Origin of the sequence: Levilactobacillus zymae DSM 19395, assembly GCF_001434115.1 — a bacterium.
GTDB lineage: Bacteria > Bacillota > Bacilli > Lactobacillales > Lactobacillaceae > Levilactobacillus > Levilactobacillus zymae.
In genome coordinates this window covers 100009-126139 of the sequence record NZ_AZDW01000034.1, presented here as the reverse complement: position 1 = coordinate 126139, position 26131 = coordinate 100009, and the positions used below count along the sequence as shown (strand labels likewise).

The 26131-nt window shown below is 53.0% G+C and carries 28 protein-coding genes; 2 read left to right on the top strand and 26 right to left on the bottom strand.

Translation table 11 applies throughout. The annotated features are described in order from the left end of the window. Positions 1–84 precede the first annotated feature (84 nt). The 26 genes from FD38_RS08525 to FD38_RS08400 form a co-directional block, all read right to left on the bottom strand. Complete coding sequence (locus FD38_RS08525; RefSeq protein WP_057733232.1) at positions 85–942, bottom strand: helix-turn-helix transcriptional regulator; 858 nt, start codon at positions 940–942, stop codon at positions 85–87. A gap of 326 nt (positions 943–1268) precedes the next feature. Next, on the bottom strand, positions 1269–2846 hold the full coding sequence (locus FD38_RS08520; protein ID WP_057733230.1) for a glycerophosphodiester phosphodiesterase: 1578 nt from the start codon (positions 2844–2846) through the stop codon (positions 1269–1271). A 67-nt stretch (positions 2847–2913) separates the two neighbouring features. After that, positions 2914–4053, bottom strand: a complete 1140-nt coding sequence (locus FD38_RS08515; RefSeq protein WP_057733228.1) for a D-alanine--D-alanine ligase family protein — start codon at positions 4051–4053, stop codon at positions 2914–2916. Positions 4054–4127: 74 nt separating this feature from the next. Continuing rightward, the gene (locus FD38_RS08510; protein WP_057733226.1) at positions 4128–5102 is read right to left on the bottom strand and encodes a DUF2785 domain-containing protein; all 975 of its coding nucleotides are present in this window, start codon (positions 5100–5102) and stop codon (positions 4128–4130) included. 33 nt (positions 5103–5135) lie between these two features. After that, a complete protein-coding gene (locus FD38_RS08505; RefSeq protein ID WP_057733224.1) occupies positions 5136–5990 on the bottom strand; it encodes an SPFH domain-containing protein in 855 nt (284 codons plus the stop codon). 143 nt (positions 5991–6133) lie between these two features. Next, entirely contained in the window at positions 6134–6436 is a 303-nt protein-coding gene (locus tag FD38_RS08500; protein ID WP_057733222.1) for a glycine cleavage system H family protein, read from the bottom strand. Positions 6437–6452: 16 nt separating this feature from the next. After that, positions 6453–7658 carry an FtsW/RodA/SpoVE family cell cycle protein gene (locus FD38_RS08495; RefSeq protein ID WP_057733221.1) on the bottom strand — a complete coding sequence of 402 codons (1206 nt, stop codon included), beginning with the start codon at positions 7656–7658 and terminating at the stop codon, positions 6453–6455. A gap of 96 nt (positions 7659–7754) precedes the next feature. Next, positions 7755–7979, bottom strand: coding sequence for a DUF2969 domain-containing protein (locus FD38_RS08490; protein WP_057733219.1), 225 nt, complete (start codon positions 7977–7979; stop codon positions 7755–7757). A gap of 13 nt (positions 7980–7992) precedes the next feature. Then, positions 7993–8292: a membrane protein insertion efficiency factor YidD gene (yidD, locus tag FD38_RS08485; RefSeq protein WP_057733217.1), complete on the bottom strand. Its 300-nt coding sequence runs from the start codon at positions 8290–8292 to the stop codon at positions 7993–7995. 23 nt (positions 8293–8315) lie between these two features. Beyond that, positions 8316–9320 carry a rod shape-determining protein gene (gene mreB / locus FD38_RS08480; RefSeq protein WP_057733215.1) on the bottom strand — a complete coding sequence of 335 codons (1005 nt, stop codon included), beginning with the start codon at positions 9318–9320 and terminating at the stop codon, positions 8316–8318. Between the two features lie 125 nt (positions 9321–9445). Continuing rightward, complete coding sequence (gene murA / locus FD38_RS08475; RefSeq protein WP_057733214.1) at positions 9446–10759, bottom strand: UDP-N-acetylglucosamine 1-carboxyvinyltransferase; 1314 nt, start codon at positions 10757–10759, stop codon at positions 9446–9448. Between the two features lie 26 nt (positions 10760–10785). Next, positions 10786–11016 carry a DUF1146 family protein gene (locus tag FD38_RS08470; RefSeq protein WP_057733211.1) on the bottom strand — a complete coding sequence of 77 codons (231 nt, stop codon included), beginning with the start codon at positions 11014–11016 and terminating at the stop codon, positions 10786–10788. Positions 11017–11238: 222 nt separating this feature from the next. Beyond that, a complete protein-coding gene (locus FD38_RS08465; protein WP_057733209.1) occupies positions 11239–11658 on the bottom strand; it encodes a F0F1 ATP synthase subunit epsilon in 420 nt (139 codons plus the stop codon). A gap of 13 nt (positions 11659–11671) precedes the next feature. Beyond that, on the bottom strand, positions 11672–13087 hold the full coding sequence (gene atpD / locus FD38_RS08460; RefSeq protein ID WP_057733208.1) for a F0F1 ATP synthase subunit beta: 1416 nt from the start codon (positions 13085–13087) through the stop codon (positions 11672–11674). A 22-nt stretch (positions 13088–13109) separates the two neighbouring features. Further along, positions 13110–14009 carry a F0F1 ATP synthase subunit gamma gene (locus FD38_RS08455; protein ID WP_057733207.1) on the bottom strand — a complete coding sequence of 300 codons (900 nt, stop codon included), beginning with the start codon at positions 14007–14009 and terminating at the stop codon, positions 13110–13112. A gap of 30 nt (positions 14010–14039) precedes the next feature. Continuing rightward, a complete protein-coding gene (atpA, locus tag FD38_RS08450) occupies positions 14040–15584 on the bottom strand; it encodes a F0F1 ATP synthase subunit alpha (protein WP_057733205.1) in 1545 nt (514 codons plus the stop codon). Between the two features lie 30 nt (positions 15585–15614). Next, positions 15615–16157 carry an ATP synthase F1 subunit delta gene (atpH, locus tag FD38_RS08445; RefSeq protein WP_057733203.1) on the bottom strand — a complete coding sequence of 181 codons (543 nt, stop codon included), beginning with the start codon at positions 16155–16157 and terminating at the stop codon, positions 15615–15617. After that, positions 16147–16662, bottom strand: a complete 516-nt coding sequence (atpF, locus tag FD38_RS08440) for a F0F1 ATP synthase subunit B (protein WP_057733201.1) — start codon at positions 16660–16662, stop codon at positions 16147–16149. Before atpF ends, atpH begins: the two co-directional genes overlap by 11 nt. A gap of 46 nt (positions 16663–16708) precedes the next feature. After that, entirely contained in the window at positions 16709–16921 is a 213-nt protein-coding gene (gene atpE / locus FD38_RS08435) for a F0F1 ATP synthase subunit C (RefSeq protein WP_024746921.1), read from the bottom strand. Positions 16922–16957: 36 nt separating this feature from the next. Beyond that, the gene (gene atpB / locus FD38_RS08430) at positions 16958–17674 is read right to left on the bottom strand and encodes a F0F1 ATP synthase subunit A (protein WP_057733199.1); all 717 of its coding nucleotides are present in this window, start codon (positions 17672–17674) and stop codon (positions 16958–16960) included. A gap of 359 nt (positions 17675–18033) precedes the next feature. Then, positions 18034–18663, bottom strand: coding sequence for a uracil phosphoribosyltransferase (gene upp, locus FD38_RS08425; protein ID WP_057733197.1), 630 nt, complete (start codon positions 18661–18663; stop codon positions 18034–18036). Between the two features lie 94 nt (positions 18664–18757). Further along, positions 18758–19999 (bottom strand): serine hydroxymethyltransferase, encoded by a 1242-nt coding sequence (gene glyA, locus FD38_RS08420; RefSeq protein WP_057733196.1) that lies wholly within the window; start codon positions 19997–19999, stop codon positions 18758–18760. A gap of 159 nt (positions 20000–20158) precedes the next feature. Next, a complete protein-coding gene (locus FD38_RS08415; RefSeq protein ID WP_057733194.1) occupies positions 20159–21175 on the bottom strand; it encodes an L-threonylcarbamoyladenylate synthase in 1017 nt (338 codons plus the stop codon). A 12-nt stretch (positions 21176–21187) separates the two neighbouring features. Further along, positions 21188–22036 carry a peptide chain release factor N(5)-glutamine methyltransferase gene (gene prmC, locus FD38_RS08410; protein WP_057733192.1) on the bottom strand — a complete coding sequence of 283 codons (849 nt, stop codon included), beginning with the start codon at positions 22034–22036 and terminating at the stop codon, positions 21188–21190. After that, a complete protein-coding gene (gene prfA / locus FD38_RS08405; RefSeq protein WP_057733190.1) occupies positions 22029–23114 on the bottom strand; it encodes a peptide chain release factor 1 in 1086 nt (361 codons plus the stop codon). The genes prmC and prfA overlap by 8 nt, the downstream gene beginning before the upstream one ends. A gap of 20 nt (positions 23115–23134) precedes the next feature. After that, positions 23135–23719 (bottom strand): thymidine kinase, encoded by a 585-nt coding sequence (locus FD38_RS08400; RefSeq protein ID WP_057733188.1) that lies wholly within the window; start codon positions 23717–23719, stop codon positions 23135–23137. 244 nt (positions 23720–23963) lie between these two features. Between FD38_RS08400 and FD38_RS08395 the strand changes: the two genes are divergently transcribed. Both FD38_RS08395 and FD38_RS08390 read left to right on the top strand, forming a co-directional pair. Continuing rightward, positions 23964–25313, top strand: a complete 1350-nt coding sequence (locus FD38_RS08395; RefSeq protein WP_057733186.1) for a Mur ligase family protein — start codon at positions 23964–23966, stop codon at positions 25311–25313. Continuing rightward, the gene (locus tag FD38_RS08390) at positions 25310–26014 is read left to right on the top strand and encodes a type 1 glutamine amidotransferase (protein ID WP_057733184.1); all 705 of its coding nucleotides are present in this window, start codon (positions 25310–25312) and stop codon (positions 26012–26014) included. The genes FD38_RS08395 and FD38_RS08390 overlap by 4 nt, the downstream gene beginning before the upstream one ends. Positions 26015–26131: the final 117 nt, after the last annotated feature.

Genomic DNA, 26131 nt, shown 5'->3' with positions numbered 1-26131 from the left:
AAAATTAACGGCAACTACTCAAAGACGACCACCCAGAAGTTTCCCCTTCTGAGCGGTCGTCTTTTTAACGGACGTTGACTCCCGTTAGTCCGGCAGCAAGGACCCCACGGTTTGCCCTAAGCGTTGTTGTAAGGCCACGTTGTGCGTAACCACGGCCAGCGTCTGGGCAATCGCCAGACTGCGTTTAGCCGCCGTCGTGGCCAACAGTGCCTGTTCCGCTTGGCCCTTTAATTCGTACAAAACATCAATCAGGTACAAGGAATCTTGTTGTTTGACCACCTGTAAGGCGGCCTCCACGTTTTCGTTGACCAGTTGCGGTTGTTCTAACTGCAGGTACAGCTGTGCGATGCGGTACCGGGCCCACACCAACCGCTTGAATTCCTCTTCTTCGTGCCATTCGTAACTATCCAGATACGTCATGGCTTCGCGTAAGTAATAGTGGACCTTCTCGTATTCTTTGCGTTCTAAGTACGCCGCGGCCATCCCCACGTTCCCCACGATGGCGTAGAGATCCCACGGCATGCGGTACGAGCGATGGAGCAACAGGTTGAAGTGGAAAATGGCTTCGTCGGGCCGTTGCCGGGCCCCGATTTCGACAAAGCCCCGGTAGTAGTGGTAACGTTCCCGGTCAAAGGCGTTTTGCACGCTGCCCATGTCCATCTGGTCGAGCAACCGGTCGGCCCCGTGGTAGTCGCCAAAGCGCACGGCCCGTGAAATTCGGCTAAATTGATCATCCAGCCCGCTCCCCATGCCGGCTAAAATGTCCTCCAACGACACGTTCAGACGCCGACAGATCTGTAGAATGATCTTAATGCTCGGCACCTTATTCTTCTTTTCCATGAGGCTGACCGTGGCTTGCGTACAAATGCCTTCGGCTAATTCCTGTTGCGATAAATTCTTTTGCTTGCGGTATTGTTTGAGCTTGTCCCCTAGTAAGCGCATCTCATATCTCCTCTGAAAACTTGTCTGGTAATCAACAGTTTCTTGATAAAGACGAACGTTTATCTACAAAGAAATTAATATATTAACATAACTTTCTTTGTGTCTTACCAATAAGTGCTTATCAGCAGTCCCCAATCGCTTTATCATTAATTATAATAATAAGTGATTCAGCCGGAAACACAAGTAATATGGCGCTTTATTAATGAACTTTAATCTATCTATACCATTTTATCATTTTTACATAACCCGCTTGATACGCATTAACCGGATTGCTCAACCTTTTCGTAATGTTCGTATTTTATCCATTTAGTCAATTGCTTGCTCATTCAAATATAGCTTAACGTAAAATTCCAGAGCACCGCCCACATCGCCGCAGACGGTCGCTGGGTTACCACGTGGCGCAGCCGACTCACCTGATTAGTAATTTGGCCGTCCGCCCCGAGAGCCCAGGCTTGGGTCATCGCTAAGCGGGTGTCGGGCGTCCACAGGTAAGCGGGCGCGTGAGCCCGGTGGGCCGCCTGAATAAACTGGTCGCTGACCGATAGGCGCTGGAAAGAATAAAAGTCGGCGGGAACCGAGGCCGGCGCAACGAAATTAAACGGTGTAATGTAGCCGACCCGCAGTTGTGGACTATCCCGGCGGAGCCCCGCCACGACCCGGTAATCCAGCGAATGGACCGCCGAATGGTCCCGGTGCAAGCGCGTCCCGTACCGCTGGGCAAAGCGGCGCACCATCCCCGCCGAATCCGTCGGCGTCGTTTTGAGCTCCACCAATAACGGCTGGTGTAACCGTTCGGCCGTGCGCAGATACTGGTCCCACCCCACTAAGCGCGCACGTTGGCCGTGTTCGTGGAGCGTCAATCGCGTCAACTGCCGTAACGTCCACTGGTGCGGCGTCACGTTCACCCCCGCTAACTCCCGGAGGTTCTCGTCATGCAAGACCACCCACTGATGGTCGCGCGTCTCATGTAAGTCCATCTCCACGTAACGGGGATGCTGGCGACTAACGTGGCGTAACGCGCCCAGGGTATTTTGCACCCCGACTCCCCGGTCCACGCCGCGATGACTGATCAAAACGGTAGCCTGCAACCGCGGTTGCTGTAAGGTCTGGGTGATGACCCCACCGCTGACCACTAGCCAGACCAGCACCAGCCCCCAGCCACTGGTCCGAGGCCAGCGCGGCGCAACCGGTAACGCCGGTTGCCCGCACCAACTCCAGACCACCGTGAGCGTCCCTAACAGGCTAACTAACGTGTAGCCCCCCAGGATCAGCCCCAGTGAGCCGGCCGTTAGCCAGGTGATTGCGGTCCCCGTCAGGGTGGTTGCTAACTGCCGGTTCAGGACCACCAGTAAGCAACTGCCCAAAAACCACAGGGCCATCCCGCCAGCCAAGACCAGCAAACTCCCCAGCATCTGCCGCGGCGTACCGCCCTGGCGGGTCACCCGCCAGTGTCGCGGTCCCCAGATCAGGCTGTAGGCCAATAGGACCAGGTAGGCCACCACCACGATGCCGGCCAAGCCGTGGCGGTGTAGGCCCACCCAGTTGACCCAAGCCGCCGGCAACCGTAAACGGACCAGCAACCGGCTCCCCAGGCCCCAGAGGCCCCAAGGCAGGCTCAACAGGCCCAGACTAACGCCTAAGCCCAGCCCGGTCCCCCAGCGCCGCCAACCGGTCTTCAGCGCCAATTGAGCCCCATAGACCCGCGCGAGTTGGCGTAGTTGCCAGACCGCTAGGCCGAGTTCGGCCCCGATGACGAGTAACCAGCCGACCGACCAGCCCGCAAACTGCCCCGCCCAGCGCAACAGTCCGAGCCCCGCGATCAATCCCGTCCAGCCGGCCAACAGGCGCGGTGCCGTTAAGCCCCAGTGCCATGCCCGGTAAAGTTCCTGTCGTTTCGTTCGCAACTTCCCATCTCCCCACAAAAAAAGCCGATGAGTCCGCCAAAGCGTCTCACCGACTCGAATTTCTCGTCTACTTCTTCAATTGATACGTTGAAGCGGCCGAATTGTCGTCTAACGGCACGAAGTCGTAAGCCAACCGGTCTTCACGGTTGAATTCCGCAATGGCCAGGTCGATCAGCCGGTCGATCAGTTCCGTGTAACTGATTCCGGAAGCCTCCCAGAGTTGAGGGTACAGGCTGATGTTGGTAAAGCCAGGTAAGGTGTTGACCTCACCCACGTACGGCACATTGTCCTTGGAGACCAAGTAATCGATCCGCGCCATGCCCTTTAAGCCTAACGCCGCGTAGGTCTGTAGGCCCATCGTGGTGATTTCTTCGGCTAAAGCGGCTGGTAATTGCACGGGCACTTCAAAGGTCACGCCACTGGCGTCCACAAACTTGTTGTTGTAGTCGTAGAACACGTCCTTTTCCGGTACCCGGATGGCCCCGAGCTTCGAGGCTTGGGGATGTTCGTTACCCAAAATGGAAATCTCGACTTCTTGCAAGCCCGAAATGGTTTCTTCCACCAGCACCTTGTAATCGTACCGGAACGCGTCTTCTAACCCGTCCAGGTATTCTTGTTCGTTGCTGGCCTTGTGGATCCCCACCGAAGAGCCTTGGTTGGCGGGCTTAATGAAGACATCGGTCCCCAGCTTAGCCTGAACGGTGGCGTAGTCCATCGCGTCGCGGTTAGCGGGGGTGACAACGACGTACTTGGTATTCCGAATACCGTTAGCCGTCAAGACTTGCTTGGTCCGATCCTTATCAAAGGACGTGGCTGATGCTAAGACGTCACTACCAACATAGGGTTTTTTCAACAACCGGAAAAGCCCCTGGATAGTCCCGTCTTCGCCCAAATTACCGTGGATAATTGGGAAGAAAACATCAATGTCCTTCGCTTGCGAGAGATTCCAAATGGGTGCCAATGGATTTGCCGAATCGATCTTGGCTTGTTCCTCTGCCGCCACCGTGGCTTCGTCTTCACCGTTGAAGACCCGCTGGGAGGCTGCATCGCTCAACACAAAGCCGTCACGGGTCAGTAAGAACAAACTTACCGTGTAACGCGTCTTGTCCATTGCGTCGTAAATGTTGCGAGCCGACCGTTTCGAAACGTCGTGCTCGGAGGAATTTCCACCGAATAATAAACCGACGTGTAACTTATTTTTTTCCATGATGTCACTCATCCTTACGTGTGTATTTCGGTTAGCCTTCAGTATACCATTTCTCAAAAAATATTAGTATATCTTTATGCTAAAAAATCAATCGCGGAGGATAAATACGCCCGAATCTGCGGCGAAAGGTCCCGTTGGAGGCGCATGGCATCGAGTAAGCGCCGGCGGTTATAGAATTGATTCCACCCGGCTGCGGTTTCCGTGGCGCGCCGGTGTAAGGCGACCTGCTGGCGCCACTGCTTCAACGCGGTCAGACAGGCCGATTCATAGATGGGGTGCCGGTTAGTCAGTAGGACCAGATAGCCGCCCATGCGCTCCGTCTCCCCGTAAATCAACGGGGTCGTCAACCGTTTGAACCGTTCCAACAACGTGACCATCAAAAATAGTTTATCCGCGCGGGTCAACTGAACCCCGTCGCCTAACGTGGTCAGTAATTCCGTGATGGACGTGAACGCGTGCGCCCACCCCTGCTGGTTGATGAACCCCCTGGTGTCCGTTTCCAGACAGATGTAAGTGGCGACCTTGACCACGATTTCGTCGTAGTCCAGTTGCACCAGCTTGGGGTGGTCGTTACTGTAATGGATCAGCGTCGCTAGAAACGACGTCGCTGCCGAGCGGCCGTAGACCCCCTGGTTGCTGGGTTCTAGGATGTGGTCAAACAACCGGTCGTCCCGTAAGAGTTGGGTGACCAACCACTGAATCTGAGCCGCCGAAAAGACCCCGTCTTCGAGCGCGTCGTAAAGCGTAAAATGAACGCCCAGATACCGGATTTTAGGATTGGTCGACCGCAGATGCTGGAGCAAGTGATCGAGTTCGGCTAGGGTCAGGTGAACCTCCCGATCCCCTTCTAGCCCCTGACTGACGTCTTTTAACAGGTCACGAATCCCATCCCGTTCGTCCGGTAAGGCAATCGGGGTCCGGCGCTGCCGGTGCACGCCGTCGATCAGTTGCCCGATCCGGTTGCCCAACGATTGATACACCGTCCCGGCGTGGAGCTGGTGCCGCAAGTCCTGTAAGTGTTGCTGTAACGTCTCAATCTGCTCGTCCATCAAAGAATCCTCCAATATTTTCCGTTATCTTGACTATGACTCGACCTTACCCGTGTTGATCACCGGTTGGGAGCCCCGTTCGTTAATGATGGAAACCATCATGTTATTGATCAATTGTAATTTCTGACCGTCCGTTAAATCCAGGTCGGTCTCGGACGCTAGCCGGCTAATCGCGCCCTCGGTGATTGACACGGCCCCTTCGACGATAATCTTCCGGGCCGACAAAATGGCTTGCGATTGTTGCCGCTGCAACATGGCCGAAGCGATTTCGGTGGCGTAAGCCAGGTGGGTCAACCGCGTTTCGATGATCTTAACGCCGGCCACGTTCAACCGTTCTTGGAGCTCTTCGGTCAAGTGGTCCGACACCTCGGTGGGATTACTCCGCAAAGTCAACGCTTCGCCATCCCCAAAATTATCGTAAGCGTATTCGGAGGCCACGTGCCGGATGGCGGATTCACTTTGGATCTCGACGAATTGCTCGTAGTCTTCGACCGCGAACAAGGCCTTACTGGTATCCACGACTTTAAACACGATGACCGCCGCAATTTCCACGGGATTCCCCTGTAAGTCGTTGACCTTCAGGATGGCACTGTTAAAGTTACGGACTCGCAGAGAAACCGTGGTTTTATTGGTCAGCGGTACGGTTAGATACAACCCCGCTTCCCGGATGGTCCCGATGTAGCGGCCAAAGAAGGTCAGTACCTTCGACTGGTTGGGACTGATGATCGTCAGACTGCTGGCCGCTAAGACAGCGATTACAATCAGCAGCACGCCTAAGACCATGGCGCCCCCCGCCAATAAGAGGCAGTAACCGCCCGCGATCAATAGGGCCAAGACGATAATCAACCCTAAATACCCGTTAATGTGAAAAACGTTTTTTTCCGTCACGTGACTCACTCCATTCCCCTTAACTGTACTGGATGATTTCATTAAGGTCTAAATTTTCGATCCACTATATCCATTATACCCGACTCCCGGGAGAAAAGAAAAACCGGGCCAACTCTGACGAGTTGACCCGGTGACTTTTCGGTTTAGTCTTCTTGTACGTCGACAAACCAAGCGGCATCCGTATCGCTACCGTTTAACGCATCGAAACTATCGGCTAAGGCCGGGTTAACGGCCGTGACCTTTCCCGTAACGGGACTTGGAATATCTGAGACGGCTTTATCCGCTTCAACGTTCAGCAGGTTGTCGCCCTTTTTGATCTGATCACCGACTGCTGGCAACTTCGCAAACTTGATGGTTCCCAATTCGTCTTGGCCTTCCGTGGTCAACCCGATCCGGGTTCCGTCAGTCGTCGCCTTAGTCCAGAAATACTTTACCATTTCACTCATAATTCCAAAAGCTCCTTTATTTAAACGATTCGTTACGACTAAACATGTAACTCTTATAATGATACCGCATTGACATGATCAAACCAATCCCAATCAAATTTCCAATCAATGCCGACCCCCCTTGACTCACGAAGGGCAACGGGATCCCGGTCAGCGGTAACAGCCCAATACTCATCCCGATGTTTTCGAACACGTGGAAGAGGATCATCATGATGACCCCGGTCGAGATGTAGGCGTAAAAGACGTTCTTAGTATCGAAGGTCACACGAATCATTTGGTAGATCAACAGGAAGTACAAGAAAATCAAGACACAGCCCCCGATGAACCCGAAGTTTTCCCCGATCACGGAGAAAATCATATCGGATTCCCGCACGGGCACGTACACGTGGGAGGTGTTGAACCCGGTCCCGAAGATGCTCCCGGACCCCACGGCCTTCATACTCTGCCAGAGTTGATACCCCTGGTTAGACGTATCGGCTGACGGGTGTAACCAAGTGTCGACCCGGGAGAATTGGTAGGCCTGAAACCCGACCTTCTCCAAGATCTTCCGCCCCCAACTGGTGGTCACCAACGTCAGGGCGCCACCACCGACCACGGCGATGACCCCAAACGTCGGCGCCAGGATCTTCCAGGTCACCCCGGAAACCAAAATAACCCCTCCGGCGATGGCGAAGAACACCAACATGGTCCCAAAGTCGTTTTGGAGCTTTAAGCCCACGGCCACGGGCAACGTCCATAAGATGACCTTCCCGATCAACCGCCAGTCCGAGTTGAACGTGTGAACCGGAAACTGGTTATTGTGGTCCGCCACGACCCGGGCGAGCATCAAAATAAAGGCTGGTTTCATGACTTCGGAGGGTTGGAAGGTCAACGGTCCAATCGCAAACCAACTCTTGGCCCCCGTGTTCAGGTAGTACGCCCGGCTATAGAAGATCAGCACGGAAAGTAACAGGAACAGCCCAATGCCGTAGAGTAGCGGGGCCACCCGCCACAGCTGTTCGGAGTCAAACTGCATAATAATTACAATCGCGATCGTCCCGATGATGTACCAGGCCAGTTGGGAAACCACGGCCGACGTAATGCTGGTCGCACTCGAATCGTGCGTTGCCGCCACGTAGATCGACGCCAAACCGATCAAAGCCAACATCAGCACACAGAAGATGACCCCCCAGTCAATCCGGGAGTCCACTTCATCTTGTTGTCTTGTCGCATTTTTTGCCACGATGATTGCTCCTTAATCAAACTCAAGATTTTGTCTTTATTATAAAGGCCGCAGGGAACTTCGACGTTCCACTCCGGCCAATTTTACCAAAATTTACTATCCTTGGTGCAGGTGGTAATCCCGTAAGAGGACTTCCACGCCTTCATCAACGGTCTTGACGTGGTAGACGTCGCCGTCCGTCAATTGGGCTTCGAAGCGGTCCGCTAAGGGTTGCACCGTTCCGATGGTTTCCTTGCCAATCTTCAACACCGACATCGTCGTGCCATCAGGTAATTTTTGTTCGTCTACGGTCACCTGGACCGCCTTTTCTCGTTTACTCATGCCGACTCTCCTTTTACTTGGTTGTGGTCCGCGACTGATCATCTAATCCCATTTCTCGACGATAGGCGCGTTCTGCCGCCACGTTGCGGCGCAAGGTGAAGTGATCCGGCACCGGATCGACCCCACCGTGGACAAAGGGGTGACAGCGTAAAATTCGAGCGATTCCCATGAGACTCCCCTTAAATGCCCCGTGCTTGGCCAGCGCTTGGAGCGTATAGGTCGAGCACGTTGGGTAGTACCGACAGGTAGGTGGAAACAGGGGGGAGATCCAGCGTTGATACCCGCGGACCAGCCCCATCAATAATCGCCGCATTTAACGACCCCCTTTGTTTGACGCTAGTTGTTCTGTTCTGCGACCTTGGTGTTCATGTGTTCCAGCAAGACGCCGGCTCCCTTGGCCACGTTATCTAACGGGTCTTCGGAAATGATCACCGGAACGGTCAGCTTCTCGGAGAAGAGCTTGTCGATACCGTCCAACAGCGCACCCCCACCGGTCAGCATGATGCCCCGGTCGATGATGTCGGCTGCCAGTTCCGGGGGCGTGGTCTCCAAAACGGTCTTGGCCGCTTCGATGATCTGGTCCACAGAATCGTGAATGGCTTCTTCTACTTCCGTCGCCGTGATCGTGGTTTCGGTCGGCATCCCCGAGACGGAATCCCGCCCGCGGACCGCCATGGTCTTCTTGTCGTTGCCCGGTTCCGGGTAGGCCGTCCCAATCTTGATTTTAATGGTTTCGGCCGTCCGTTCCCCGACAATCAGGTTGTGCTTGTGCTTGAGGTAGTTGACGATTTCCGCGTTCATCCGGTCCCCCGCCACGCGAATCGACTGGCTGGCCACGATATCGCCTAACGACAGGATGGCGATGTCACTAGTTCCCCCACCCATGTCGATGACCATGTTGCCGGATGGCTTAAAAATGTCCATCCCGGCACCTAAAGCGGCCACCTTAGGTTCGGCTTCCAGATAAACCTTGGCCCCGCCGGACTTTTCGGCCGCCTGAATGATGGCCTTCCGTTCGATTTCGGTAATGTTCGTTGGTGCACAGATCATGATGTTCGGCTTGGATAAGAAGCCCTTAACGCTTAGTTTATTAATGAAGTAGGAAAGCATGGCTTCGGTAATATCAAAATCGGAAATGACCCCGTCCTTTAACGGCCGAATCGCCCGGATGTTGCCGGGCGTCCGTCCCACCATCCGGTAGGCTTCGGATCCCACTGCCAATACCTTATCGGTCTTCGTATCAATCGCCACCACTGAGGGTTCGTTCAATACGATGCCCTTACCGACCACGTAAATTAAAACGTTCGCGGTCCCCAGATCAATTCCAATGTCTTTCGCCATACTATTGTTTTCCTCCTGATTTTAAATGCCAATTTTCAACATTTCATTATACCATAATCCACCTGAACTCTAAACGGTTTGTCCGGCGCATAGAAAAAAGGCGGCTTTACGCCACCCTCAGTTGTTTAAACTTCGTTATTAATCCGCTTGTTCTGTAACACCACGGCATCGTTATCCGGAACGGTAATTCGCTTAACTTCCGCCCCCAACGCCGTTAACTTCTTGTGGAAATCGTAATACCCCCGATCGAGATACTTCAGGTTCGTGACCTGCGTGTACCCGTCGGCGACTAAGCCGGCCAAGACTAAGGCCGCGGCGGCCCGTAAGTCGGTCGCCGCCACTTCGGCCCCGTTGAAATCGGTTGGACCGTGCATCACGACCGTCCGGCCATTGATCTGGAACTGGGCGTTCATCCGCCGGAGTTCCTCGAGGTGCATGAAACGGTTTTCAAAGACGGTTTCAGTCATGGTACTGGTCCCCTCAGCCGCCAACTGCAAAATCGTCATCTGCGGCTGCATGTCCGTCGGGAAACCCGGATAAGGTAAGGTCTTCACATCAGTTGGTTGGAGCGTGGCCGGTCCAATGACCCGAATCCCATCGGTTTCTTCGGTGACCTGCACACCCATTTCTTGTAGCTTAGAAATCAACGGCTTGTTGTGTTCCACAATGCCGTCTTGAATCAACACGTTACCGTGCGTCAACGCCGCGGCAACCATGAAAGTCCCCGCTTCGATCCGGTCCTGAACCACGTTATGGTCCGTCCCGTGCATGGCGCTGACCCCTTCGATCCGAATCGTTTCGGTTCCGGCACCGCGAACGTGGGCCCCCATCTTGTTCAAGACGTTGGCCAGATCCACGATTTCGGGTTCGCGAGCGACGTTATCGACTTCGGTCGTCCCCTGGGCTAAACAAGCCGCCATCATGATGTTTTGGGTGGCCCCAACACTTGGGAAGTCCAGGTAAATGTGGCTCCCCGTCAAGTGATCCGCAAAGGCTTCAATGTAGCCATCATGCTGTTCGATGCGCGCACCCAAGGCCTCTAACCCCTTCAAATGCAGGTCGATAGGTCGCGTCCCAATGGCACAACCACCGGGTAAGGCGACGCGGGCATGACCCAACCGCGCCAAAAGTGGTCCCATGACCACGATCGAGGCGCGCATCTTTGAGACGTACTCAAAGGGCGCTTCGCTCGACAATTGTTTGGTTGCGTCAATCGTAATTTGTCGGTTTGCTTCATCAAAATCTACGGTTAGGTTTAAGAACCGCAGCACTTTATTCATCGTGTAAACGTCAGATAGAACCGGAACATTTGCTAAATGTGTGACCCCATCACGTGCCAAGATGGACGCTGCCAGGATTGGCAAAACGGCATTTTTAGCGCCTTCGATGTGGACAACACCAGATAAGCGGTTCCCACCATGAACAACGATTTTTTCCATGGGATACCTCCAGAAGTTTGATGGGTCTACCGCACCAGGTAGCCCAGATTACGAACATTGTTAATGAAGTCCAGGAAAAATGAACTGCAGCCAAAGCCTACTGCCACGGCCAGCATCACAATCAAAACCCGTGCCTGCCGGGGGTTAAATGGCATCAATCGTTCGATATGCAGCGCTGAAATCGCCCAAAAGGCCAGCGCAATAAAACTCAAATGACTAATAATGGTTAAAATTCCTTGGATGCCAAGTAACTTCATCAGCTCAATCCTTCCCAAACATTCCCATTAACTATAGCATAATTTGTGCGCCCTGTCCCCGCGATTCCTTTAAAATCGGCAGTTGTAATATTACATTTACCAATAAGTTGATTAGTGATTTAGCTGCATCTTATTCAACTATTCAAGTTACCTATCGGCCTGAAATTTAAGGGACTAAAAAAACGGTAACCTCGCTTGGAGATTACCGTTTTAGTTAAAAATTTAGTGCTTGGCCACATTGATTCGGTTAACAGCCCGCCGTAAAGCAACCTGTGCCCGTGCCAAATTGTCCGCATCGTGAGCGGCTTGCGCCTTCTTGATGGTCGCTTCGGCCCGTTGCCGAGCATTTTCAGCCCGCGCAACGTCAATGTCATCTTGACGTTCCGCACTGTCAGCAACAATGGTAGCCGTGTTGTTGGAGAATTCCAGAAAGCCACCGTTAACGGCAATCTTGTCTTCTTCATCATCATGCTTGACCCGCACCACGTCAACTTCCAAAGAAGAAATGACGGGCACGTGATTGGGCATGATCCCCAGTTGACCTAGCTTAGTCGTCACGGCTAAGAAAGTCCCCTGGTTGTCGTACACACGACCATCGGGAGTGACGATACTAACGGATAAAACTGATGCATTATCAGCCAATTAGAATCCCTCCCTAGTTGTTTTCGAGCGCTTCGTTCATTTGCTTAGCCTTCGCCACAGCGTCTTCGATACTCCCACAGTTCCGGAAAGCATCTTCTGGGAGGTCATCGTACTTCCCATCAAGAATTTCCTTGAAACTCCGAATCGTATCTTCCAACTTCACGTACTTCCCATCCATCCCGGTAAACTGAGAAGCCACGGAGAATGGTTGTGATAAGAAGAACTGAATGCGCCGAGCCCGGTTAACAATCGTTTGTTCTTCTTCAGACAATTCGTCCATCCCTAAGATGGAGATGATGTCTTGCAGTTCGTGATACCGTTGTAAGACGTGTTGCACGTCCGTCGCCACGTCGTAGTGTTCTTGACCGACAATTTCTGGGGCCAAGGCCGTTGACGTTGAAGCCAATGGGTCCACGGCCGGGTAAATCCCTTGTTGCGTTAAAGAACGTTCCAAGTTGGTCGTGGCATCCAAATGGGCGAAAGTCGTGGCTGGCGCCGGGTCGGTGTAGTCATCGGCAGGCACGTAGACGGCTTGGATCGAGGTGATAGACCCCTTCTTAGTCGACGTAATCCGTTCCTGCAACTGACCCATTTCAGTGGCTAACGTTGGCTGGTACCCAACGGCTGAAGGAATCCGACCTAACAAGGCCGAAACTTCAGAACCGGCTTGGGTGAACCGGAAGATGTTGTCGATAAACAACAGCACATCTTGGCCCTTAACATCCCGGAAGTATTCCGCGATGGTCAATCCAGTCAAGGCAACCCGCATCCGGGCACCAGGAGGTTCGTTCATTTGTCCGTAAACCATGGCGGTTTGCTTCAAAACACCGGAACCCTTCATTTCCCAGTACATATCGTTACCTTCACGGGTCCGTTCACCAACACCGGTGAAGACGGAAATCCCGTTATGGCCTTGGGCAATGTTATGAATTAATTCCTGAATTAAAACGGTCTTACCAACACCGGCACCACCGAACAACCCGATCTTCCCACCACGAACGTAAGGTTCGAGTAAGTCGATAACCTTGATCCCGGTTTCCAGGATTTCGGTCGTTGGGTTTAATTCGTCATACTTTGGTGCGTCACGGTGAATTGGCATCCGTTCGGCATCAGGACCAAATTCGGCACCGCCGTCGATTGGTTCCCCTAAAACGTTGAACACCCGACCTAAGGTGTCATCACCAACGGGAACGGAAATAGAAGCTTTCGTGTTTTCTACTTCCATGCCCCGGCGAAGTCCATCGGTCCCGTCCATGGCAATCGTCCGCATAACCCCGTCACCTAATTCCAAGGCAACTTCGGTTACCAGCACGCTACCATCATCTTTTTTGATGTTTAAGGCGGTGTTGATATCAGGTAATTCATCGTTTAATGGGAATTCAACGTCAACGACTGGTCCGATAACTTGAACAACTTTACCAGTACTCATTATTCGTTAATTCCTCCCGTCATTATTTACTTAAGGCTTCTTGCCCACCGGTAATTTCGGTGATTTCAGTGGTGATCGCTGCTTGCCGTGCACGGTTGTAGTGCAGTTGCAACGTCCCGATCAAATCATCGGCGTTATCCGTGGCTGATTGCATCGCATTGGTGCTGGATGCATGTTCAGAAGTCTTAGCGTCCAGAATCGCACCATAAACTAAACTTTCCGCGTATTGCGGTAAGACCACCTGCAACACTTCTTCTTCCGAAGGTTCGGTGTCGTATTCGGCAGTCAACGGCTTAGTCGGCGTATCCTTAGCTGCGTCGCTCGACAAGGTCTCCTTGTCGACCGGCAGCATCTTTTCAGCCCGAAAACGGGATGAAATCCGGTTCACAAAGTGGTTGTAGCACACGAAGAGTTCATCGAACACTTCGTTGTCGAACATCGTGGTCACGGTCTTCACGATTTCCCGAACTTCGTTGAATTCTGGGACATCGCTGACCCCGCGATATTCGTAAGCCACATTGACGCCCCGATGCTTGTAGAAGTCCGCCCCGGTTCCCCCGACGGCTAGAATCATGTAGTCGTCTTGGTTGGGCGTCCGTTCTTCGATAAAGCGGTTAGCATCCCGCAGCACACTGCTGTTGTAGCTCCCCACCATGCCTCGATCCGAGGTAATGATCAAATAAGCGGTCTTCTTCACTGGACGGTCTGACTGCAGGTTGCTTGAGGAATTATCCAACAGATGAGACTGCGAAAGGTGCATCACAACTGCCTTAACCTTCGACACGTAGTCTTGGTAACCAGTCGCGTGTTTCTGAATCTTATTTAACTTCGCCGTCGAGACCATTTGCATGGCCGCCGTGATTTGGCGGGTTGCCTTAGTCGAGTTAATCCGACGTTGAACGTCATGAATCGATTCAGCCATTGTTCCTCACCATCCTTCCTTCAAGCAATCTTAATTTTCAGAGTTATTGGCCGCAGCATCGGACTCATGCTTGGACGGTTGGAAAGTCTGATCGAATTCCTTGATTGCCGTTTCCAGGGCGTCGCCTTCTGGCAAGTTCCCGGTCTTAGCAATCGAGTCTTCGAGATCCTTATGCGAACTGTCCATAAAGTCAAATAACTCGTTTTGGTAGCGTAACACGTCAGCAACTTCGAGCTTGTCGAGGTGACCGTGCGTTAACGCAAACAAAATCACAACTTCCTTAGCAACGGGAACGGATTCGTGTAAGCCTTGCTTCAAGACTTCCACGGTCCGGGCCCCCCGTGCTAACTTCGCTTGGGTGGCAGCATCCAAGTCAGACCCGAATTGGGCGAAGGATTCCAGTTCCTTGTAGGAGGACAAGTCCAACCGCAAGGTCCCGGCAACCTTCTTCATGGCTTTGATCTGCGCGTCCCCACCAACCCGGGAAACTGAAGTCCCGGCATCCATGGCTGGCCGAACCCCTGAATAGAACGAATCACTGTTCAAGAAGATCTGACCATCGGTGATGGAAATCACGTTGGTTGGGATATAAGCGGAAACGTCACCGGCTTTGGTTTCGATGATTGGTAAGGCAGTCATTGACCCGCCACCTAATTCATCGTTTAACTTCGCAGCCCGTTCCAACAAACGGGAGTGGGTGTAGAAGATATCCCCAGGGTAGGCTTCACGACCTGGTGGCCGCCGAAGAATCAAAGAAAGTTCACGATAAGCATCGGCTTGCTTGGTTAAATCATCGTAGACGATCAACACGTGCTTGCCGTTCATCATGAATTCTTCACCCATGGCTGCACCGGCATAAGGCGCGATGTACAGCAATGGCGCTGGTTCGGATGGGCCGGCGGATACAACAATGGTGTAATCCATGGCGCCAAACTTTTGCAGCGTATTTACTTGAGACCGCACGGTGGATTCCTTTTGCCCAATGGCCACGTAGATACAAATCATGTCTTGATCCTTTTGGTTAATGATTGTATCGATCGCGATGGAACTCTTCCCGGTCTTCCGGTCACCGATGATTAATTCACGCTGACCACGTCCAATTGGAACCAAAGCATCGATGGCCTTAATCCCGGTTTGCAGAGGTTCACTAACCCCTTGCCGGTCCATAACACCCGGTGCCTTATGTTCAATTGGCCGTGTCTTATCAGTCTTAATGTCCCCTTTGCCGTCAATTGGTTGACCTAACGGGTTAACAACCCGGCCAATTAATTGATCTCCAACGGGAACTTCCATGATTCGACCAGTCCGCTTAACGGTGTCGCCTTCGGTAATTCCAGTGAAATCACCCAAGATAACGATACCAACGTCACTGGTTTCAAGGTTTTGGACCATCCCATAAACCCCGTTATCAAATAAAAGCAACTCACCTTGTAAGGCGTTGTCCAAGCCGTGGGCCCGGGCAACCCCGTCACCAACGTAAGTTACCGTACCAGTTTCTTCAACTGAGAGTTCATCTTCGTAGTTTTCTAATTGTTGTTTAATTAGAGTACTGATTTCCTCAGCTTTAATGCTCATGAAAGTTTCACCTCTTTACCTACAGATTTATTATGCCAACAGTTGACGTCGCAACTTGTTGATTTTCGTCTTAAGACTCCCATCAAGAATCATGCCGGCGGATTGTACGATCACACCGCCAAGAATCGTTGGGTCGACTTGACTGTCTAAAATAACTTTCTGAGCACCGACCCGTTGGGCGTATGCCGTGGCAATTTGGTCTTTTTGCTCAGCAGAAAGATCGACCGCGGTCGTCACGTGGGCATAAATCGTGTGGTGCTTTTCGTCGTACAGGGCCTGGAACTGATCGATGATGGCAACCATCACGTCCATGCGGCCGTAATCGTAAACCATTTGGATCAAGTTCTTAATGTACGGGGAAGCTTGGCTGGTCAGTTGACCCACCAATTTTTCCCGGTCGGCAGCCTGTAGACTAGCGTCTGAGAGTACAGTACCCAATTGTGGGTTGTCCTGGAAGACACGTCGAAGCTGCTGAAGTTCGGTATAACCGTCCTCCAGTTGGTCTTTTTCGGACAACAATTCAAATAATGCGCGTGCGTAGCGTTTAGCTACAGTTGTCCTATCAAGACTCATGATGCTTCCCCAACCCTTCAATGTAAGAATCAATCAATGCCTTTTGGTCATCAGCGTTTAATTCTCTTTGAATGATCTTGGAAGCAATCTCAATAGATAGGTCCGCCACATCGTTCCGCGCACCCGCCAAAGCGTCTTCACGTTCTTGGGCAATGTCCTTTTGGGCATTGGCCTTTAACGTTTGGGCGTCAGTTTGGGCTTGCGCCATGATCTGATCACGTTGTTGCTGACCATTTGTCTTAGCATTTTGGACGATCGTTTGGGCTTCACCCCGGGACGCATTTAACGCGGTCTGCCGTTGTTCCACCAACCCAGCGGCTTCGGTCCGGGATTTTTCCGCGGAATCGATATCACTGGAGATCTTGTCGGCCCGGTCTTGCATCATCTTCGTGACTGGCTTCCAAGCCAAGACCTTAACAATCCACAACAAGAGTAAGAAACAGATGGCGTAGAATAAGGAATCACCAAAATAAAGCGATGAACCAACTACTAAATGTGAGAGCATCTATTGACACCTCCTTTTACTGTCAAATAATGAGAAATAAGTTCAATTACTTGTTCATAACCATCAAAGCCACAACGAAGGCAATGATAGGCATGGCTTCAACTAACCCAACACCGATGAACATGTTCGTCCGTAATTGACCTGACAGTTCAGGCTGACGAGACATCCCTTCAAGCATCTTAGAAATAACGATACCATCACCGACACCACCACCAATAGCGGCTCCGGCCATAGCGATACCAGCTGCAATAGCTCCCATAATGTGTGTTTCCTCCTTAAATTTAGAAAAAAATTTTTATTCCTCGACTTCAAGCTTTTGAGAAATATAAACTGACGACAACGTAACAAAGACGAACGCCTGGATGGCCCCCAAGAATGCAGAGAACCCTTGCCAGACCATTTCAATTGGAACTGCGACAATCATTGTTGCGATGCCGTGAGACGTTGCCAAACCCCAGATCAGCTTTAACAACATTTCACCAGAGAAGATCACCCCGAAGATACGAAGACCTAACGTTAGGAAATTCGTGAATTCTTCGAAGATACTAATTGGCAACCAGAAGACAAATGGCTTGAGGTAGTTAGTAAAGTGCTTCTTGTACCCCAGCTTTTGAACTCCTGCGAATTGCGCTAACATTAACGTCATCAGTGAGAACGTCAGGGTCACGATTGGATCAGACGTTGGACTGCGGACGATGGTAGCGTTATGGAACGTCAATTGGAGAAATAACCCCAGTTGGTTAGAGAGGAAGAGGAACAGAAACAGGGTAAACCCGTAAAGTCCAAACCCGCTAACTTCATTAGAAGGAATTGATCCCTTCAGAATCCCATTGGTAAATTCAATCAGCCACTCCAGAAAGTTTTGTCCCTTAGTTGGTTTCATGGCTAAATGCCGTGACGTAAAGAACACGACCGCCACCACTAAAAGAAAAACAACTAACCCAGAAACGACATTTGCGGTACTAAATGTCAATCCTAGAAATTGGAAGGTCGAAACTGGACCATCATTCACCGAATATCACCTCTTTTCACACTATATGGACGTATCCTCCAAATATTAGCGACCGGCAAAACCCGCTAAACACCTGGATTCTACGGAATAGTGAACGAAGCGAGCGCTCCATTCAAATACACTGGAAATGATACCACCAATTGCCCTAAAAAACAAAACAATTTTCACAGAAATATAACAGCTCTGTCATCTTCGACTTAAACCAAGATATTCGGTCATAGCGGCAATGTGACCGTTTGCAAAGGCTATTTGCGTGCGCAATCAGGCGAAGTCGTGACGATTCGTTGCACCACCGTCATTAGGTCGTTGAAAAAACAAAGAAGAGACCCGGCAAAACTTGCCGAATCCCCTCTTTAGATTTATTTCGTCCCAAATAAACGGTCCCCGGCATCCCCGAGTCCCGGCACGATGTAGCCATCTTCGTTCAAATGGTCATCCAATGCCGCCGTATAAATATCTACGTCCGGGTGCTTGGTTTGTAAGGCCTTGACCCCTTCCGGTGCGGAGACCAAGCAAACAAACTTGATGTTGCTAGCGCCACGCTTCTTTAACGCGTCGATCGCCATAATTGCTGAGCCCCCCGTGGCCAACATCGGGTCCACCACGAAAACCTGGCGTTGATCGATGTCGGACGGTAACTTAACAAAATATTCATGAGGCTGTAGGGTCTCTTCGTCCCGGTACATCCCAATGTGGCCCACCTTAGCGGCAGGAATCAATTCAAGAATCCCATCGACCATGCCAATTCCAGCTCGCAGAATTGGCACAATTGCAACTTTCTTCCCAGCCAATTCCTTAGCCGTCATCTTAGCAACTGGCGTTTCGATGACCTTGTCTTGTAATGGCATGTCGCGCGAAACTTCGTAAGCCATTAACGTTGAGATCTCGTTAACCACTTCCCGAAAGCTGCGGGTACCGCAGTTTTTGTTACGAATAATCGTCAGTTTGTGTTGAATCAACGGGTGGTCGAGTACTTGAAACTTCCCCATGAATAAACGCTCCTTTGGTATTTCTTACAATTGTACCATTAACTACCAGCGCGTAGCGGATTTTTTTAGGAATGAAATCGCTTTTTCGTAATTTCTAGGGTAAAACGCTTAGGGGGTGCGCCTGAGTCAGCGCGTGAACTCGCCGCCGAACGTCATCCAGGTTAGTTTGGTCGGTCGGTTGACTTAATGTCTGACTGATCAAGCGGGCGACCTCACGGCAATCATCCGCCGTGAAGCCCCGGGTCGTCACAGCGGGGGTCCCCAACCGGATGCCCGACGTCTTGAACGGGCTTAAGGTCTCATTCGGAATTGCTTCCTTATTAGTAGTAATCATGACCGTATCGAGTAAGTCCTGGGCCTGCTTACCGTTTAAGCCCGTCTGGGACACGTCCAACGTCAGCAGGTGGTTATCAGTCCCGCCCGAGATGACCCGCAGGTGCGCCGCGTGACTAAATTCAGCGGCCATGGCCTGGGCGTTGGTGATGATCTGTTGCGCGTAGGTCGTAAAGGCTGGTTGCGCGTCTTCGAAAAGAGCGGCCGCCTTCCCCGCAATCACGTGCTCGAGGGGGCCGCCCTGGGTGCCCGGAAAGACCGCCGAATTCAGTCGTTTGGCGTACTGGGCCTGCGATAAAATCAAGCCGCCCCGTGGTCCCCGCAAGGTCTTATGCGTCGTGGTGGTCACCACGTCGGCGATGCCCACCGGACTGGGGTGTAAGCCCGCGGCCACCAGCCCCGCGATGTGGGCCATGTCGACCATCAGGTAAGCCCCCACCTCGTCGGCGATGTCCCGGAACGCCCGCCAGTCGATGATCCGCGAGTACGCCGAGGCGCCGGCCACGATCATCTGAGGCTTTAATTTCAAGGCTAAGTCCCGAATAGCCGCGTAGTCTAACAGTTCCGTTTCCGGATTCAACCCGTAGCTGTAGCTTTGGTAGAGTTTCCCGGAGAAATTGACCTTGGCCCCGTGAGTCAAGTGACCCCCGGCGTCTAAGCCCATCCCTAAGACCACGTCTCCCGGTTTCAGGAAGGCCGCGTACACGGCTTGGTTGGCCTGGGAACCAGAGTGGGGTTGCACGTTAGCGTATTCGGCGCCAAACAATTGCTTGGCCCGGTCGATGGCGAGTTGTTCCACCACGTCGATGTACTGCGTGCCCCCGTAGTAACGCTTCTGCGGGTAACCCTCGGCGTACTTATTGGTCAGGACCGACCCCTGGGCGGCCCGGACGGCGTGACTGACAATGTTTTCCGAAGCGATGAGTTCAATGGTGTCCTCTTGACGTTGCTCTTCTTGGGCGATGGCCCCCCACAGGGCCGGATCTTCTGTTTGATAGTTCAAGGGCAATTCCTCCTGGGCTGTATGATAATCTCCATTCTAGCAAATTTATCCGGAAAAAGGGACTTTATTCCCCTATTTTCGGTAACTTACCCGTTTTAAACGCAAAAAAGGCGATTTTTCCGGTTTGACCCGGCAAATCGCCTCGTGCGTTAAACTTGATTATCGTTGAAAATGCACCTGACCGGCCGATTTGTTCAACCGGTTCATGTAGGCCGCACCTAACCCGCTATCGGCAAACCCTTGCGTAAGGATGCCCTTGACCGGTGACTCCAGGTCAAAGTGCCGTAAGCCGGCAAACAACCGGTGACTGGCACTGGCCAGGTCGGGGCCTAACGTGTAGGCTTCCACGTTGGCCGGTAACTGGTTGGCGGCCAACACGTGGTCGAGGGCCATGGCGCCGACCGGGTAAGCTTGCGCCTGGGCCCAAGCCAAGGCTGCCGGCCAATCACTTTCGTGATCCACGATGTACACCTGCGCGTTCGGCGCGTAGTGCTTGTACTTCATCCCCGGGGCCTTCGGAACTTCGGTCTTGCCCACCTTATGATGGGTCGACCGGACCGTCCCAATCACGGGTTCGAGGTCTTCTTCGGTGACCGCGCCCGGCCGTAAGATGGTCGGCACGTCGGCGGTCAAATCCAAAATCGTGGATTCGACCCCCACCTGAGCGGGACCATCGTCCACGATGCCGGCGATTTTTCCCTTCAGGTCGTGGTAGACGTGCTGGGCCAAGGTCGGACTCGGCTTACCCGAGGTATTCGCGGACGGTCCCACGATGGGCACGCCGGCGGCTTGAATCAACGCCAGCGTGGTCTGGTTGGCCGGGTTCCGGAAGGCCGCCGTGGACAAGCCCCCGGTGACGGCCTTAGACAGCTTACCGGGTTGCAGGTTTAGAATCAACGTCAACGATCCCGGCCAAAAGGCGTCAATCAACGCTTGGGCCTTGGCCGACAAGGGTTCGGCGTACTGTTCGACCATGGCCTGTCCCGTGACCGTCACGATCAACGGGTTGTCACTGGGCCGGCCCTTCGCCGCGTAAACCTGTTTAACGGCCGCTTCGTTCGTGGCATCGGCCCCTAAGCCGTACACCGTTTCGGTCGGAAACGACACCAGTTGGCCGGCCTTTAAGAGGGCCGCGGCCGCTTCGATTTGATCCGGTTTAAAAATTTGTGTTTCCATAATAATCTCCCATTATTCTGTGAGTTCAACCCGTACCATGCGGTCGTGGCCACTCAGATCCTGACGGATGGTGACTTGTGCCGTCGGTAAGGCCGTTTGAAAAATCTCACGCACCGCACCGCCCTGCTGGTACCCAATCTCCGCAAAGAAGTTTCCCCGCGCCGTCAGTACCGTCGGCAAGGCGGCCGCGAAGCGCTGGTAAAAGTCCAGTCCGTGATGGGCCGCAAACAACGCGTTCTGCGGTTCGTAGCGTTTGACGGACGCGTCCATGACCGCCGTTTCCGTCCGGTCGATGTACGGGGGGTTCGACACCACCAGATCAAACCGCTGACCCTGGACCGGCGCAAACAGGTCCCCCACGGCTAAGGTCACCGCGGGCGCCCAGGTCTGCGCGTTACGCTGCGCCACGGCAATGGCGGCGGCTGAAATGTCCGTCCCCGTCACCTGCCACGCGGTCCGTTCCGCCTGTAACGTCACGGCGATGGCCCCACTACCGGTCCCCACGTCGAGGACCCGCTGGGCGGCAGTCGGCTGACTCGTCAACACCCAGTCCACCAGCTCCTCGGTCTCGACCCGTGGGATCAGCGTCGCGGCGTTGACCGCAAACTCCCGGCCATAAAAGGGCGCGTGCCCTAAGACGTACTGGGCCGGTTCGCCCGCGCTGACCCGGGCGACCTGCTGCTGATAGCGGGCCAGTTGGTCACCCGGCATCGAATCGCGGTAGTGCTGAACCAGTTGCGTAAAGGTCCAGTGCCGCGTTTCTAACAGGAGAAACTGAGCGGCACTGGGATCTTGTTGCGTCGCGGTCAGTTGTTGCTCGGCGGTCTTTAGCGCCGCAAAGTACGTGACCGATTTAGCCATTATTCTTTAAGTCTTCCAATTTAGCGGCCTGGTCGGACAGGATCAACGCGTCGATGATGTCGTCGAGTTCCCCGTTCATGATCCGGTCAAGCTTGTTTAACGTCAACCCGATGCGGTGATCGGTCACCCGGTTTTGCGGGTAGTTGTAGGTCCGAATTCGTTCGGAACGGTCCCCGGTCCCCACGGCCGACTTCCGTTCGGCGTTATAAGCACTTTCTTCTTGTTGCTTGTAATAGTCGTAGACCCGCGCCTTTAGGATCTGCATGGCCTTCGCCCGGTTCTGTTGCTGTGACCGTTCGTCTTGCATGGCGACCACGATGCCCGTTGGCAAGTGGGTCATCCGTACGGCTGAAGAGGTCTTGTTGATGTGTTGCCCACCGGCACCGGATGACCGGTAAACGTCGGTCCGAATGTCCTTCGGGTCGATATCGATATCGACGTCTTCTTCTTCGGGCATGACCCCGACCGTAGCGGTACTGGTGTGGACCCGACCAGCAGATTCCGTGACGGGGACCCGTTGAACCCGGTGCGCACCGTTTTCGTACTTCAGCTTGGAGTAGACCTTGTCCCCGGTGATCATCATGACGATTTCCTTAAAGCCCCCGACTTCGGTGGCGTTCTCGTCGACGATTTCGATCTTCCAGCCTTGGCGTTCGGCGTACTTGGAGTACATGCTAAAGAGGTCGGCCGCAAAAAGGCTGGCTTCGTCGCCCCCGGCTGCTCCGTGGATTTCCATGATGATGTTCTTATCATCGTTCGGGTCCTTAGGTAACAGTAAGAGCTTGATGGCATCTTCTAACTTTTCCTTTTGGTCGTTTAAGTCTTTCAACTCGTCTTTGACCATGCTTTCCATGTCGTCGTCGAGCTTTTCGCGGAGCATCTCGTCGTCATCCTTGATTTGCTTGGTGACGTCTTGGTATTGGTGGTACTTTTCCACCGTCTCGCGGAGTTCGCCCTCTTCTTTCGACAGAGCCATGAATTTTTGCGTGTCCGCAATCACTTCCGGATCACTGATCAATTCGTTGAGCTCGTCGTAACGGTCCGCGACGGCCTGGAGCTTATCAAACATTTCGTCCATTTCGTTTTAACCTCGTTTCGTTATTGCCCCATCTGATCCAACGGCGGGTTGAAATAGTGCCGCCGACAGACCGGATAATAGGCTTCGTTGCCACCAATCTGGACCTGTTCGCCTTCATAGACGGGCTTCCCGTCGTGAAAGCGCAGGTTCATGATGGCCTTTTTGGTACAGAACCAGCAAATGGTTTTCATTTCTTCAATCTTATCCGCATATAATAGAAGGTATTTCGACCCTTCAAACAATTCGTTGCGAAAGTCATTCTTCAACCCGAAGGTCATGACCGGGATGTGCAGGTCGTCCACGATCTTGGCCAACTGGAACACGTGCTCCTTGGTCAAGAACTGGGCCTCGTCAATCAGCAGACAGTTGGCCTGCGGGTCTAACTTCTCCACTTCATCGTAGACGTTAGTCGTCGCAAAAATTGGATGCGCGGGACGTCTCAGCCCGATGCGACTGGAAATGGCCCCGACCCCGTCACGGGTATCCAAGCCACTGGTCATGATAATGACCCGTTTATGTTGTTCCTCGTAGTTGTGGGCGACCTTTAAAATCTCAATGGACTTCCCACTATTCATTGCGCCGTACCGAAAAAAGAGCTGCGCCACGTTACTCCCACCTTTTTTTGACAGTTTCTAATCTATTATAGCCGATTGCCTGGGAAAATTCGACCAGAGAAGCCGAAAAATCGCGGCTTTCGTGCTGGAAGCGTTCCCGGTCGCGCGCTGGCCGTCTGGGACGGTTTCCTTGCAATTTCGCAAAGTTCAAGGCGTAAGCTCCCCTATTTCTAGAAAAAATGCTAGAATTAACGTTTGAGGTTTAACCAAGTCTTGTTTAAGGAGCGAAATGTCCATGTCATTGCGAAGCGGTGTTGCCACCTTTGCGGGGAAATCGTCTTACTGGTTTCTCCACACCTTCTTACACGGGGGGAGTTCTTTACCCGGTAAGATTACTTTGAAGTTAGACCCGCAAATCTTGCGGTCGTTAGGTGCCAAGTATGACGTGATCGTCATCACCGGGACTAACGGGAAAACGTTAACCACCGCCCTAACCGTGTCGGTGCTCCACGAAAAATACCCAACGATTCTGACCAACCCCACGGGGTCCAACATGGAACAAGGAATCGTCACGACCTTTTTAAACGCGAAAAACCCGAAGACCGGCCGGCCCCTCGCCGTGCTGGAAGTCGACGAAGCCAACGTGATCAAGGTCACCCAATACATCGAACCCAAGGCCTTCGTCTTTACCAACATCTTTAGAGACCAGATGGACCGTTACGGCGAAATCTACACGACCTACCAGAAGATCCTCGACGGGGTCGCACTGGCCCCGAACGCCACGATCATTGCCAACGGCGACTCGCCCATCTTTAATTCCAAAGAGTTGCCGAACCCGATCCAATACTACGGCTTCGACGACCAACCCGACAGCGACTTCAAGGCCAAACCCAACACGGATGGGGTCCTGTGCCCGAACTGTCAGCACATCTTACACTACCACACGCTGACCTACAGCAATCAGGGGAAATACTTCTGCCCGAATTGTGGCTTCAAGCGCCCCGAATTGACCTACCGGTTGACGCAGCTGGGCACCCAGACGCCAACGTCCTCGCAATTTGACATCGACGGTCACGCGTTTAAGATCACGGTCGGTGGGACCTACAACATCTATAACGCACTGGCCGCCTACGCGGTGGGCCGGTTCATGGGTGTGACTCCCGAGCAGATTGCCCACGCCTTCACGGCCAACGAACAGGTCTTCGGCCGCCAGGAGGTCATCGACGTTAACGGCAAACGGGTCACCATCATCCTGGTCAAGAACCCGGTCGGTTTGGACCAAGTCCTGCACATGATTGGCACGGATCCCCAACCCTTCTCGTTCGTCGGCCTGTTAAACGCCAACTACGCCGACGGGATCGATACCAGCTGGATCTGGGACGGCGACTTCGAACAACTCGCCGACTCCAACATCCCCACGTTTATCACCGGGGGCGAACGGTACAAGGACATCACCTTCCGGCTCAAGGTCGCCGGGGTGCCCGACGATAAGCACATCGTGGAACCCAGCCTCGAAAAGGTGGTCGACCGGATTCAGGAAGTGCCGACCGACCGGGTGTACGTCCTGGCGACCTACACGGCCATGCTTCAATTACGAAAGATTTTAGCCAGCAAGGGTTTCATTAAGGAGGGACTCGGCGTATGACTTACGAATTAAACGTCGCCCATCTGTACGGCGACCTAATGAACACCTACGGCGACGTGGGCAATATCTTGGCGTTGAACTATTACGCTAAGCAAATGGACGTCCACCTAAACGTTCAAGTGGTCAGCCTCGAAGAAGACTTCCACGCGGCCGACTATGATCTGGCCTTCTTCGGTGGGGGTCAGGACTTCGAACAGACCATCGTGGCCAAGGACATTCAGACCAAAAAGGCCGAATTGATCAAGTTCATCGAATCCGGCGGTCCCCTACTGGCCATCTGTGGTGGTTACCAACTCCTGGGCCACTACTACATCGGAGCCGACGGCGAAAAGCTGCCCGGCATCGGGGCGTTGGATCACTACACCTTAGCGCAGGACCACAACCGGTTCATCGGCGACATCGTGATCAAGAACCAGGAGACCGGGGAGACCTACCACGGCTTTGAAAACCATCAGGGTCGGACCTTCATCGGCAAGGGTGAACGGCCCCTGGGCAACGTGGTCAGTGGCAAGGGTAATAACGGCGAAGACGGCACGGAAGGCGCGATTTATAAGAACGTCTACTGCTCGTACTTCCACGGCCCCATCCTCACCAGAAACGGCGATATCGCTAAGCACCTGCTGGTCGCCGCGTTAAAGCGCAAGTTCCCCAACGACGATTTCAGTCAACAGGAAGCCTTACCGATTCCGGCGACCTTCTAAATAAAATAAGCCCCCGTAAAATCGTGTTGATTTTACGGGGGCTTTTTGTTGTTTGAGAGGCCTTCCCAGCGTTAGTGGACCGGTCAGAACCGGATTCGCCACGGGGAAATAGACGCT